At 68.0% G+C, this 10437-nt stretch carries 21 protein-coding genes; 8 read left to right on the forward strand and 13 right to left on the reverse strand.

Annotation, left to right across the window (positions count from 1 at the left end):
* Positions 1-78 precede the first annotated feature (78 nt).
* From GU920_RS00165 to GU920_RS00225, 13 genes are all read right to left on the reverse strand, one after another.
* A complete protein-coding gene (locus GU920_RS00165; protein ID WP_161764774.1) occupies positions 79-903 on the reverse strand; it encodes a hypothetical protein in 825 nt (274 codons plus the stop codon).
* Complete coding sequence (locus GU920_RS00170) at positions 903-1160, reverse strand: hypothetical protein (RefSeq protein ID WP_161764776.1); 258 nt, start codon at positions 1158-1160, stop codon at positions 903-905. The genes GU920_RS00165 and GU920_RS00170 overlap by 1 nt, the downstream gene beginning before the upstream one ends.
* On the reverse strand, positions 1160-1810 hold the full coding sequence (locus GU920_RS00175) for a hypothetical protein (protein WP_235932970.1): 651 nt from the start codon (positions 1808-1810) through the stop codon (positions 1160-1162). Before GU920_RS00175 ends, GU920_RS00170 begins: the two co-directional genes overlap by 1 nt.
* A gap of 178 nt (positions 1811-1988) precedes the next feature.
* Complete coding sequence (locus GU920_RS00180; protein ID WP_161764778.1) at positions 1989-2615, reverse strand: hypothetical protein; 627 nt, start codon at positions 2613-2615, stop codon at positions 1989-1991.
* 2 nt (positions 2616-2617) lie between these two features.
* A complete protein-coding gene (locus GU920_RS00185) occupies positions 2618-3208 on the reverse strand; it encodes a hypothetical protein (protein ID WP_161764779.1) in 591 nt (196 codons plus the stop codon).
* Positions 3205-4188 carry a hypothetical protein gene (locus GU920_RS00190; protein ID WP_161764780.1) on the reverse strand — a complete coding sequence of 328 codons (984 nt, stop codon included), beginning with the start codon at positions 4186-4188 and terminating at the stop codon, positions 3205-3207. Before GU920_RS00190 ends, GU920_RS00185 begins: the two co-directional genes overlap by 4 nt.
* Complete coding sequence (locus GU920_RS00195) at positions 4185-4826, reverse strand: hypothetical protein (RefSeq protein ID WP_161764782.1); 642 nt, start codon at positions 4824-4826, stop codon at positions 4185-4187. Before GU920_RS00195 ends, GU920_RS00190 begins: the two co-directional genes overlap by 4 nt.
* Complete coding sequence (locus GU920_RS00200; protein WP_161764783.1) at positions 4826-5056, reverse strand: hypothetical protein; 231 nt, start codon at positions 5054-5056, stop codon at positions 4826-4828. The genes GU920_RS00195 and GU920_RS00200 overlap by 1 nt, the downstream gene beginning before the upstream one ends.
* Positions 5056-5478, reverse strand: coding sequence for a hypothetical protein (locus GU920_RS00205; protein ID WP_161764785.1), 423 nt, complete (start codon positions 5476-5478; stop codon positions 5056-5058). Before GU920_RS00205 ends, GU920_RS00200 begins: the two co-directional genes overlap by 1 nt.
* A complete protein-coding gene (locus tag GU920_RS00210; protein WP_161764787.1) occupies positions 5475-5744 on the reverse strand; it encodes a hypothetical protein in 270 nt (89 codons plus the stop codon). Before GU920_RS00210 ends, GU920_RS00205 begins: the two co-directional genes overlap by 4 nt.
* On the reverse strand, positions 5744-5968 hold the full coding sequence (locus GU920_RS00215) for a hypothetical protein (RefSeq protein ID WP_161764789.1): 225 nt from the start codon (positions 5966-5968) through the stop codon (positions 5744-5746). Before GU920_RS00215 ends, GU920_RS00210 begins: the two co-directional genes overlap by 1 nt.
* Positions 5969-6500: 532 nt before the next feature.
* Complete coding sequence (locus GU920_RS00220) at positions 6501-6944, reverse strand: hypothetical protein (RefSeq protein WP_161764791.1); 444 nt, start codon at positions 6942-6944, stop codon at positions 6501-6503.
* A gap of 135 nt (positions 6945-7079) precedes the next feature.
* Positions 7080-7361 carry a hypothetical protein gene (locus GU920_RS00225; protein WP_201743940.1) on the reverse strand — a complete coding sequence of 94 codons (282 nt, stop codon included), beginning with the start codon at positions 7359-7361 and terminating at the stop codon, positions 7080-7082.
* A gap of 114 nt (positions 7362-7475) precedes the next feature.
* Here GU920_RS00225 and GU920_RS00230 point away from each other — a divergent pair, with 114 nt between their 5' ends.
* From GU920_RS00230 to GU920_RS00265, 8 genes are all read left to right on the forward strand, one after another.
* Positions 7476-8108 carry a helix-turn-helix domain-containing protein gene (locus tag GU920_RS00230; protein ID WP_161764793.1) on the forward strand — a complete coding sequence of 211 codons (633 nt, stop codon included), beginning with the start codon at positions 7476-7478 and terminating at the stop codon, positions 8106-8108.
* A 38-nt stretch (positions 8109-8146) separates the two neighbouring features.
* Positions 8147-8443, forward strand: coding sequence for a hypothetical protein (locus GU920_RS00235; RefSeq protein ID WP_161764795.1), 297 nt, complete (start codon positions 8147-8149; stop codon positions 8441-8443).
* A gap of 1 nt (position 8444) precedes the next feature.
* Entirely contained in the window at positions 8445-8765 is a 321-nt protein-coding gene (locus tag GU920_RS00240; protein WP_161764797.1) for a signal recognition particle, read from the forward strand.
* Between the two features lie 120 nt (positions 8766-8885).
* Positions 8886-9107 (forward strand): hypothetical protein, encoded by a 222-nt coding sequence (locus GU920_RS00245; protein WP_161764799.1) that lies wholly within the window; start codon positions 8886-8888, stop codon positions 9105-9107.
* Positions 9108-9177: 70 nt separating this feature from the next.
* Positions 9178-9327: a hypothetical protein gene (locus GU920_RS00250; RefSeq protein WP_161764801.1), complete on the forward strand. Its 150-nt coding sequence runs from the start codon at positions 9178-9180 to the stop codon at positions 9325-9327.
* Positions 9328-9329: 2 nt separating this feature from the next.
* Complete coding sequence (locus tag GU920_RS00255) at positions 9330-9587, forward strand: hypothetical protein (RefSeq protein WP_161764802.1); 258 nt, start codon at positions 9330-9332, stop codon at positions 9585-9587.
* Positions 9584-10042: a hypothetical protein gene (locus GU920_RS00260; protein ID WP_161764804.1), complete on the forward strand. Its 459-nt coding sequence runs from the start codon at positions 9584-9586 to the stop codon at positions 10040-10042. The genes GU920_RS00255 and GU920_RS00260 overlap by 4 nt, the downstream gene beginning before the upstream one ends.
* Positions 10043-10154: 112 nt before the next feature.
* Positions 10155-10430 (forward strand): DUF2312 domain-containing protein, encoded by a 276-nt coding sequence (locus GU920_RS00265; RefSeq protein ID WP_161766450.1) that lies wholly within the window; start codon positions 10155-10157, stop codon positions 10428-10430.
* Positions 10431-10437: the final 7 nt, after the last annotated feature.

Raw genomic sequence — 10437 nt, forward strand, 5'->3', positions numbered from 1 at the left:
AAGGAAACCGCGCCGCAGGTCTGCCCTGGGCGCGGTTCTGGATCATGGCGTAAGGAATGCGCCCGGATGTCGGTTCTGTCAAGACACCGACCGCAATCCCTTGTCTGAGTCAAGTGAACGTAACTCAACACCGATGCCCATCATCCGGTCCAGCGCCGCCGCCAGCGCACCCACCGCGCGCGTCACAATCGCGCCCGTCACCGCCCAGCCATGCGCCCGCAACACGTCCGAAAGGTCGCGATCCTCCAGACAGACGGCATCGACCAGCGCCCGCGCCGGGATCGGCGCGCCCCGGCCCCGCACCGGCACCAGCGCCGCGCCCGCCTCCACCCGCGCCTGCATCGCATCGATCCGCCGCGACAAGGCCAGCCGGTGATCGGTGAACCCCTCGCGCGTCCCGCCGCGACTGCCGCCCGCCATCAGCGCCTCGCCACTGGCGCAGCGCACCGCGCCCGCGTCCCGATCCTCGACCAGCGTCCGATACATGCGCCCGATCCCCACCTGACTGGCCGTCAGCGCAAAGCCACGGCCACGCCGCCGCCCCTGCGCCTCCATCCGCCCGAACACATCCAGCCGTTCCATGCTGCGCCGCCCCAGATGCCCGGCAGGCTTCAACCGGCTGCCCTTCTCGCCATCAGGGTAAGAGGCATAGAAGTCGAACACCCGCACCGCACCCCGCGCGGGCGCGACCGGGATCGCATCGCCGCAGGCCTCGGGCACCGCGCCCGCCGCCTTGACCAGCGCCACCCGCTCCGCCTCGGGCAGGGCAGCCCAAGCCAGCGCCTGCGCCTCGGCCTGCGATCCGGCCTGCGCACGAAAGACAGCCCGATCCTCGGGCGCATGCAGCTGCATCGCCTCGCCCCCGAAAGACCGCATGATCTGTTCCAGCCGATCCATGCCCATCAGCCCTGCCCCTTTACTGCCATGATGAAATCCGACTCCACGCGGAACGCCGCGCCGGATGCCAGCAAATCGAGCAGTGCCGCCGATGGCACCACGCGCACCTGCACCGCGCGCCGATCCGGCATCCCCATGGCCTCGCATTGCGCCTCCAGCGCATCGGCCCAGGCGCAGGCGCTTTGCGACACCGCTTGGCAAACCGCGTCCAGATCGGCCTCGACCTCGACCTCCAGCTTTCGCAGCGGCACAATCTCCGCCATCACGCCGCCCCCTTCTCATCCCGCCGCTCTTGCCCCGCCGCGATCAGCCCGCGCGCAAAGTCGCGGTCGCGCGTATAGGCCTCCAGAAACCCGCGATCCTCGGGCCGCTCCACCCCGCGCGCCACGCGATCCTCGGCCATTGCCACCCAGCGCCGGTTATCCGCTGCCTCGGCCCGGATGCGCGCCATGTCCATGGCCATGGGCGGGCGGCGGCACTTGCGCAGATAGCGCAGCAACTCAACCTCGAACCCGCCTGCCAGCGCGGCAGGCCCTTCGATGGACCGCAGCCACGATTGCACCAGCGGCAGATCATGCGCGGGCCGCTTCTGCAGGCCTTCGGCAAAGGTCAGGATCGCCACCTCGCTGGGCCATTCGTTGCGGCCCCGCCCGCCGCCCATAGCCAGCAGGCTTTCGGCCAGCACGGCAAGGTTCGCCCGGCTCATATAGGCCAGCCGGTCCACCATCTTGCCCAGCCAGTCGCGATGCTCGGCCTCGGTCATACCCTTGCGCCGGATCATGCCCGCCCGATCCAGCCGGTCGATCAGCAACTCCCGCACCGCGCGCCGCCCCTCGGCCAGCGCCCCGCCATCTTCGCCCTCACCGGCACCCGCCACAGGGGCAGGCCCTTGGCCCTGTTGCACATCGCTCATCACTCGCACCCCTTTCCCAAGCACATCCCGGCTGGCCATCCCGCCCGCCGGTCAAATTCTGTCGCGTCCGTAAGTCTTTTCTTCTCTTTTCTTTTCTTCTCTTCTCTTGCGTGGAACAGTTCCATTCTGTGCCGGAACAGTTCCATTCTGTGTTTCCACAGAATGGCAACAGAACCGCCTAGACCGTCTCGCGCAGCCCCCCGAACCACTTCATCTGCTGGGCATGCAGGATCGCAGACCGATAGACGGCCTTGGTCCTGTTGCCCTTGTGATGCGCCTCCAGCCATTCATCCATCCGCTGGATCAGCACCTCATCGGCCAGCACCGCCGCACTCAGCCCCTCGGCCCCCAGCGCCTCGCGCAGCCGCTTGATCCGCTGCGCGCGGGCCTTCGCCTCCGATGACAGGGCGCGCAGATCGCGCCGCTCCAGCGCGTCCTGCACCTGTTCAAGGATCACCGGGTGATACAGCCGCCGCGCGCCCTCGACCGTCAGGCAGGGCCGCCAGTTCCGCAGCGGCCCCATCTCCATCGTCCGCAATTCGCGCATCCGGCGCAGATCGCAGCGCAGCATCACCGCCAATTCATCCAGATCATCGGGCAAGGTGCCGATGGGGCTTTCGGTCTGGGCAAAGTCGAACAACGCCCGCGCCATGCCCTGCACCTCCCATGTCGCCAGCTTGAAGGTGCGGCTGGCCATCCATCGCTGATGGTTCCACTTGACGAAGGAATGCGAATCCAGCCGTTCGGTCGCCGGGATCGGATAGACCGGCAGATCATCGACCGGCACAGGGGAAAGATGCGGCAAGGTCACGATGTTGGAACCTCGCTAAGGGCGGCATCAATTGCCTCCCCGATCTTTTGCCATTCGTGCGATGTGAACACGGCAGGGCTGGATAGGTTCAGCGGCGCACGGCCCTTGAATCGCTGCCAACAGTAATCTTGCGCAGCTTTCTTCGCTGTCGCTAGCGCCCGCTCCATCCGCGCCAGATCGGCGCGCAGCCGTGCATTTTCCTCAATCTCGCTGGCCAGCGCCTCGGCCATGATCGGCTGCGCAGCGCCGATCAGCGCATCAACCTGCGCCGGATCGACCTTTCGATCTGCCTCGGCCTGCGCCGACCGGATCACACCCGCCAGCCGGTCGATCAACGCTCGCGCCTCATCCGGTTCAACCGTCTCCGCGATATCAAGCCGTTCCTCGCTACCGTCAGGATAGATCACCAACGACCAGCCGCCCGCCAAACCCGGCACCTCGCCCGCGTAAAGCATCGCATCGCCTAACCCGACACTGATGCCAACATCCGGCCCCATATCCTCGTCGCTTGAATGCCAGACCACATTCCCGACCTGCATGAACTGCGGATCGTCATAGTCCAGCATCACCTGCGCATCATCACTCACGCCACCGCCCTCCCCCGCTGACCGTGCATCCGATCCCCCGGTCGCCGCACCTGCAGCCCGCGCCGCACCGCCGCGCGCACCGCATCCGCATCAAGGCCCACGAACTGGCAGACCAGATCGCAATCCGCCGTGTCGAACCAGCGCCGTGCCTGATCGACGGCGCGCTCCCGCGCGTTCTGCCGCGTTGCCTCAGTCCGGCCGCCATGCGGGTAGGCATCCACCGACCCGCCCGCCAACGCCAGCTGCTCCCGCAACACCGCCGCCCAAAGGGTGCGGCAGGCATCCGCATTCGGCTCCGAAAACGGCCCGCCGCGCAAACGCTGTTCGACCGGATCAGCAAGGATTGCATCGATCCGCGCGACCTCGGCCGCGCGCGCCGCGCGTGCGCGCGCCAGCGGATCAAGCGCCCGCTCCGGCTCTGGCATCGGCACGGGCAAACCCGGCGCGGTAGGGCGCGGCCCCCGCTTCGGCGCTTGGACAGGCACAGGCAGGGGCGGCGTATCCAAGGCCGCGCGCAGCCGCAAAGCCTGCTGCCGATCCGCCGCTGCCGTCTCTGCAGGCCTATCCTTCGACCAACGCACCTCGGCACGGCTGGCCCATTGGTAGGCCCTTTGAACAGTACACCCCATCGCCGCCGCCGCCGCGCGCGCTGTCAGGCCCTGCGCATGCAGAGCGGCCCAATCAGCAGACTTTCGCGCAGGCTCTGGCCATTTCACACCGGCCTGGCGCGCCCAACGATAGGCCGCGCTGCAGCAGCATCCAGCCCGCGCCGCCGCCTCTGTCGCGGTCAACCCCTCGGCATGCAGCGCCGCCCAATCGACGCGCCTGCCTGCCCGCACACCCGTGGGCCATGTCACCCCGGCGCGCTTGGCCCAGGAAAAGGCGCCCGTCACATGCCGCCCGCGCCGCCGCGCCGCTTCCGTCGCCGTCAGCCCCGCCGCATGCAGCGCCGCCCAGCTTTCCCCGCCACCCGCGCTCATGCCGCACCCCCCGGTCGATCATTGACCAACCCGCGCGCCCGCAGCGCCGCCGCCGTCTCCGCCGCCGAACGGGCCATGGCCGCACGCAATTCATCCTGCGCCCGCGCCGCCTTGAATTCCGCGACATCCAGATGCACCCGCTGCCCCTTGCGCCGATGGGGCAGCCCAAGGCGATAGGCCAAGCGCCGCACCGCCTGCGGATCAATGCCGAAATACTCCGCCATCGACTCCACGCGCACATTGCCCACCCACATCGCGCGAAACTCTTCCCCGCCAATGCGGATGCCTGCGCGATACCGCTCCACCGTCAGCGAATACTCCACCCCGCTGCTATGCGGGCGCGGCGCAAGGCCAAGCCGCTTGACCGCGTCATTGATCCCCGAATGCGACCAGCCGAATTCCCGGCACAGGTCTGCCACCGCCACCCCGGCCTCATACATCGCCACAAACTCTGGCCCGCCGATCTTGGGCTGCACATGCCACCCGGCACGGCTGGGAAGCCCCATGCGCCGCGCCCGCTTTGAAAGGAAATGCTGCGAACAGTCGAACCGCGCCCGGATCGCCTCGCAACTCACCTTAGGGTCCAGCCACAGCTTGCGGAACAAAGGCTCAGAGAACCGGATTACGCGAAACGCCATCACCGCACCTCCGCCGCCCGGATCAGATCGGCCAGCCACGGCGCAGGCTGCAGCACCATCGTGCCATCCGGCCGGAAAGCCCAGATCGACAGATCGTCGGCATCCTCGACCGCCCGCATCACCTGCGCCACCTCGCACAGAAGCAAGGCCCCACCCCGCGCCAGAGCATCCAGCCGCCCCAGCGCATCGCAGAAAGGCCGCGTATTGATCCGCAACTCCGCCACCACCATTACCGCACCACCCCTGCCGCCCGATCCCGCGCCGCGCGCACCTGCACCCAGCCCGACTGCGCCTGCGTCACGAACCGCCGCGCCGCGCGCACCAGATCGCGCCGCGCCGCATCCTCGCGCTCCCACTTGCCCATCCGATGCACCAGCAGCGCCGGGGCCATCCGATGCCCCCACAACCGCGCCTCGGCCACGAAAGCCCGCTCACAGGCCTCACAGCAGAACATCTGCCAATCCCGGCGCGGCTCGAACCGCCGCCCGCAGCCTGCGTTGAAACAGACGCCCCGATCCCAGAACGGCGCGGCCTCGATCTCGCGTGCGGCATAGACCTTGAACGGCTCCCACGCCTCAACCCCGCCAGCAGGGGCCGCGCCCAAATGCCGTGCCACGCCATGCGCGGGGCGGGTCTGGCTGGCACCCGTCATGCCGACACCCCCGCCACAGGCCCCTTGGCGGGCCGCTCCCGAACATCGCCCGCACCCGCCACCGCGCCCTCATCCACCCACGGCAACCCGTCCAGATGATCCGCAATCGCCCGCAACTCCGCCGCCGTGGCGCGGCTGGCAAAGCGGTTCGCCACCACCTCGCGCGCACCACCCGGCCAGCCATCGGTCAGGAACAGCACCTGCACCGTGCCCGCGTAGGTCACCACCGAAACCCGGTCGCCCATCAGATCGAAGTCGCGGCCCATCACCACCGCCCCCGCGCCTGCGGATAATGCGCGGCAACCACTGCCGCCGCCTCGCCGCTAAACCCCAGATCGTGGGTCAGCACGTCCGACTGGATCTGATAGACCCGCGAAGGCGTGATCCCCATGGCCCGCGCCACATCGGCCACCGCCGCCCGGCGCAACCGTGCCAGCACCTCCAGCATTACCTCATCCTGCGCCCGCGTCAGACGCCCCACCGCACCCATCACCGCCTCCCCACGCCAACCGCAGGCGAAAAAAGGCCGGGGGCATTCCCCCGGCCAGTTTGAGGCGCGCGGCCGCGGCGCAGGGAAACCCGCGCACCGCAACCCGCAGGCATCCCGCCAGACCGCATGTCGCGCAGGCGGCGGAAATCGGAAAGGAAACGGGGCGACGGCCCGGCCCCGGTGCCTGCGCACCCCCGACCGTAATCGGTGCCTGTATGACCGAACCGCCGCCCCGCAAGGCCGCACCGGGAGGAGGTGGCGCAGCCATACCGGCACCGGGAGGAGGTGGCACCGGATCGAAATTCCAAAGGGGCCGCGCGGCGATCCGCGCTCTGGGCCACCCCGGCCCCAGGTTCCACGGCTTCGACCCTACCTTCCTCGCCACCCTTGCAGGGGAGTCCACAGCCGCAGCTTGCTTTGCCCGACAGGTGCTGCCCCCCGCCGTGAAGTACCCCGCAAGGGCACACCGCCCCGGCAACGGCAGGCCACAGGCCCCGCGCCGGTGATCCCTCATGGCACACAGGCGCAGCACTCATGCTCCACCCCCGCCCGCCACGATCCGCTCATTCTGGATGATGATCTGATCCACCACCTCGCGCAGCGCGCGCATCCGTGTGACGACATCCGCCGCCTCCGCCGTGGTGATCACCCCATCCGCAAACGCCTCGAACAGCGCCGCCTGCGCCGCCCCCGCACTGACCGCCGACCGCGTGGCCAGCTCGAACAGCCCGATGGCGCACAACCGCTCCGCCCCCAGCCGCTCGGCCATCCGCCGCGTGATCGGCGCATCCCCCACGAAATCCTCGACCGCGATCACCGCCTCCAGCGTGATCCCGATATGGCCCGCGCACATCTTGCTGACCGTGCCCTTGTGGCCGACACCCGTTGCCGCCTCCAGCACAGCCGCCACGGCATCAACCCCGCCCGCCCGCCGCACCAGCGCATCGAACATGCCGCGAATGACCCGATCAGGCATGACAGACCCCCGCATCGGACTCGCTGCAGTTGTCACCCGCAACCGTGTTTCCTTTACCGATCCGCCCGGCAGGCGCAGGGTCACCGGCACCGCACCTGCACAGCACCAGAAGGAACAGACCAGATGCCCCGCCCCTCATTGCACCGCCTCCGCCTGATCGACTTGATCGCCCGCTTCGGACACGGGCCAACCCGCCAGCAGCGCAGGAAGATCACGGCCCTCCGGCCAGTTCTGGCGCAGCCAGATCATGGCGCGGTTGAAGCGCCCGACCGTGATATCTGCCACCCCGCCCCGCAGGACCGTCAGGCGCTTGCTGTCACCAAACATGCGATGGGACAGGGTGCTTTCCGGCAACCCGCCCGCGGCATCGCGGAAGGCGTCACATAGCATCACAAGGTCTGAAACACGCATCATCATGCCGCCTTTATGCGGTTTTCATACCGCACATGCAACGGTTTTTTTACCGCTGCACGCATGGCAAAGGCGGCGGTATTCTTACCGCACTAACAATGGTTACTAAGGATCAGCGCCATGAACGTGCCGGGCATCCTGGACCGCATCACCGCGCGCCGCACCGAACTTGGCCTTTCCGAGGCGGCGGTTGCCAGCCATGGCGGATCGCGCGACCTGATCCGCAACTGGCGCAGGGCCGCGCAAAGCGGCACCACGATCAAGCCACGGCTCGACTCGCTGGAGGCGATTGCACTCGCACTCGGGGTGTCGCTCGAATGGCTTCTGCACGGGGGCGCGGAACCCCGGCCCCACGCCACGCCACCGGCTGGCCTGCAAGAGGCCGTGACCCCGTATCGCTTGCAGCAGCACGGCACACAGGGCGCGATGCCGGAACTCGCCGCCCTGTTCGGCCCGGCGGCGAACACACCCGCCACCTATCGCATCAATGTCCCGATGCCTGATTTTCAGCTTGCCGCTGGCGATGTGCTGGTGGTGGACCTCGCCCGCCTGCCAGAACCCGGCGAATTGACGCTGGTCACCTTTACCGATGAAACCACGGCCAGCGGCACCTCGACCGTCTGCCGCTACCTGCCGCCCTACCTCTGGCCGGGCGAACCACAGCAGGCCGCGCTGCCGCTGCGACTGGACAATCCCCAAGTGACAGTGCGCTATCCGGTGATAGGATCGATGCGCGGGCTTTTGCCTGCCTGACCCCTAAACGTGTGACCTTAACCAGTGACGAGGCATTCATGTCCAACATCATCAGGACCGAAACCCGCAAGCGCGGGCTGTTCGGCTGGATCTTTCTCATCATCTTCTGGGCGTTCAATGCGCTGATGGCCTTGGCCTTTTTCGCAGGCATGAACGGGGCGGCTGAAAGCACAGCCACGCTGACCACCGATGCAGAACGCGCAGGCGCAGCCATCGGCACCGTGATCGGCGCAGGCATGATCGTCAGCATCTGGGCCTTTGGCGCGATCATCCTTGGCATTTTCGTGCTGCTGACGCGCGGGAAGAAGATCATCGTGGAAACCACGGCGAACTGACATGCGCAAGCTGATCGCCCTGTCGCTGGCCATCACGGCCAGCCCCGCCGCCGCCATGGATGACCTGCAGGCCATCATGCTGGCAAACAGCCTCGGCTCCATGATCGCCAGCGAAACCCTCTGCGGCCTGTCCTACGACCAGGCGGCGATCAGCCGGTACATAGCGACGAACGTCCCGCCCGAGCGGATGGACTTCGCAAGCCAGCTGCAGGTGCAGACCATGGGCATCGAACTGCAGCTGCAGAACCTGTCCGCATCCGCGCGTACCGCGCATTGCGCAGCCATAACCCAATCGGCCCGCCAAGCCGGTTTCATAGAATAGGCGATTCGGCGCAGCCCCACGGCTGCGCCACCCATGGCTGCGGTATTAAAACCGCATACCCCTTGACTGCGGTATAAATACCGCCGATAGTGACTCCATCGCAACCCGATGGAGTCACCCATGACCTACGCCTCCCACGCCCGCGCCCTTGCCGCCATCGAACTGCGCAGCGCGGCCAGCCTGCGCCGCGACATGGCCGCAGGCCTTCTGCCCCGCACCGCCGCCATCTCCGCGATCCGCGACTGCCTGCGCCACGCCCGCGCCTGCAACTGGGCGGCCTCCGTCCGCGCCCGCTTCCCGCTGGGATTCCCCGCGCAGATCGCCGCCCCCTTCGCCGCCTGACGCATCGGTGACCCGCCCCCATCCGGGGCGGGCATCCCATGCGTCAGTCCACAGTGCAAAGGTTCCCACCATGCCCACAGCCCTCGCCCAGGCCCGCGCCCTTCTGGCCGATCCCGCCTTCGACTGCGCCCCGCGCCAGCTGCGCCGCCTCGCGCTGCTGATCGTCGCCAGCGCCGAAGGCCGCACCCTCGCCCAACGCCGCCGCAAATCGGGGCGCTGACCATGGCGACCACACCCGACAACTGGCAACCCAGCGAAGAACGCATCACCGATCTGCTGGCCCGCTTCACGCCGCGTCAGCTTGCCATCGGCTACCTGCGCGCGCAGCGCCGCGCCCGGCAGGAAGCATCGGCCTTTGCTCTGCTGGATGACATCAGCTTGGCAACCATCGCCGCCACCCAAGGCGACCTGAATTCTGCAAGGCAACATATGGAGAAGGCGAACCGAACCGCCGCCACAGCAAAGCAGGTGCTCGAATGACCGAACCCACCACCTACGGCGAAAACTCCCCCGAAACCCGCGCCCTTCTCACCAACCTCTTGGCCGATGAGGAACTGCGCCAAGCCCGCGCCATCGTCCACAACCCGTCCTCGACCCTCGCCCAGCTGACATGGGCTTGCGACGTGCTGCGCGACAGCGCCGATCCCGCCGACCGCATCATCGGGCAGGAACTCCACCTGCCCCGCACGGCCGAGGCAAGCCACTTCCTCACCCACCCCGCAACCGGCCAGAAGATCGACGTGACCACGTTCCCCACGCCCGCCACAACGGAACCGATCCGGGCAACCAGCTTCCGCGCGCCCAGCTTCCGCACCGCGCGACCGCTGCCGCCCGCCGCAATCCCCTTTGCCGCAGGCGTGCTGACGGGCCTCCTGCTGGCCCTCGCCATCCTGCAACTCGCCTTCGCCCTGCCGACCAGCCGCGGCCCGCTCTGACAGGTCAATCATGCCGGAAACCACCGCCACCGCCCCCGACGATCCCCGGCCCGATCCGCGCCCGCAGGCCGCGCAGGAACTGGCCAAGGTCGCCCGCAAGGGCCGCGCGCCGATGCGCGACGATCCCGACTTCCGCAAGCACAATCAGGACGCCTATCAGGTGACTGCCGACGAACTCCGCCAGTTCATCGAACGCTGGGAACAGCTGGACGCGGAAAAGAAAGACATCACCGAACAGCAGAAAGAGGTGATGGCCGAGGCAAAGGGGCGTGGCTACGACACGAAAGTGATCCGCAAGGTGATCGCCCTGCGCAAGCGCAAGCCCGACGAAATCGCCGAGGAAGAGGCGGTTCTGGAAATGTACAAAGCCGCGCTGGGGATGACCTGACGCGCAC

It is taken from the genome of Paragemmobacter ruber, from assembly GCF_009908315.1.
Classification (GTDB): domain Bacteria; phylum Pseudomonadota; class Alphaproteobacteria; order Rhodobacterales; family Rhodobacteraceae; genus Paragemmobacter; species Paragemmobacter ruber.

Bases quoted from the DNA above. Each gene is read 5' to 3' on its own strand.
- GU920_RS00165 (WP_161764774.1), bottom strand. From the start codon at position 903: ATGGGCATGGATCGGCTGGAACAGATCATGCGGTCTTTCGGGGGCGAG.
- GU920_RS00170 (WP_161764776.1), bottom strand. From the start codon at position 1,160: ATGGCGGAGATTGTGCCGCTGCGAAAGCTGGAGGTCGAGGTCGAGGCC.
- GU920_RS00175 (WP_235932970.1), bottom strand. From the start codon at position 1,810: ATGAGCGATGTGCAACAGGGCCAAGGGCCTGCCCCTGTGGCGGGTGCC.
- GU920_RS00190 (WP_161764780.1), bottom strand. From the start codon at position 4,188: ATGAGCGCGGGTGGCGGGGAAAGCTGGGCGGCGCTGCATGCGGCGGGG.
- GU920_RS00195 (WP_161764782.1), bottom strand. From the start codon at position 4,826: ATGGCGTTTCGCGTAATCCGGTTCTCTGAGCCTTTGTTCCGCAAGCTG.
- GU920_RS00200 (WP_161764783.1), bottom strand. From the start codon at position 5,056: ATGGTGGTGGCGGAGTTGCGGATCAATACGCGGCCTTTCTGCGATGCG.
- GU920_RS00205 (WP_161764785.1), bottom strand. From the start codon at position 5,478: ATGACGGGTGCCAGCCAGACCCGCCCCGCGCATGGCGTGGCACGGCAT.
- GU920_RS00210 (WP_161764787.1), bottom strand. From the start codon at position 5,744: ATGGGCCGCGACTTCGATCTGATGGGCGACCGGGTTTCGGTGGTGACC.
- GU920_RS00215 (WP_161764789.1), bottom strand. From the start codon at position 5,968: ATGGGTGCGGTGGGGCGTCTGACGCGGGCGCAGGATGAGGTAATGCTG.
- GU920_RS00220 (WP_161764791.1), bottom strand. From the start codon at position 6,944: ATGCCTGATCGGGTCATTCGCGGCATGTTCGATGCGCTGGTGCGGCGG.
- GU920_RS00225 (WP_201743940.1), bottom strand. From the start codon at position 7,361: ATGATGATGCGTGTTTCAGACCTTGTGATGCTATGTGACGCCTTCCGC.
- GU920_RS00230 (WP_161764793.1), top strand. From the start codon at position 7,476: ATGAACGTGCCGGGCATCCTGGACCGCATCACCGCGCGCCGCACCGAA.
- GU920_RS00235 (WP_161764795.1), top strand. From the start codon at position 8,147: ATGTCCAACATCATCAGGACCGAAACCCGCAAGCGCGGGCTGTTCGGC.
- GU920_RS00240 (WP_161764797.1), top strand. From the start codon at position 8,445: ATGCGCAAGCTGATCGCCCTGTCGCTGGCCATCACGGCCAGCCCCGCC.
- GU920_RS00245 (WP_161764799.1), top strand. From the start codon at position 8,886: ATGACCTACGCCTCCCACGCCCGCGCCCTTGCCGCCATCGAACTGCGC.
- GU920_RS00250 (WP_161764801.1), top strand. From the start codon at position 9,178: ATGCCCACAGCCCTCGCCCAGGCCCGCGCCCTTCTGGCCGATCCCGCC.
- GU920_RS00255 (WP_161764802.1), top strand. From the start codon at position 9,330: ATGGCGACCACACCCGACAACTGGCAACCCAGCGAAGAACGCATCACC.
- GU920_RS00260 (WP_161764804.1), top strand. From the start codon at position 9,584: ATGACCGAACCCACCACCTACGGCGAAAACTCCCCCGAAACCCGCGCC.
- GU920_RS00265 (WP_161766450.1), top strand. From the start codon at position 10,155: ATGCGCGACGATCCCGACTTCCGCAAGCACAATCAGGACGCCTATCAG.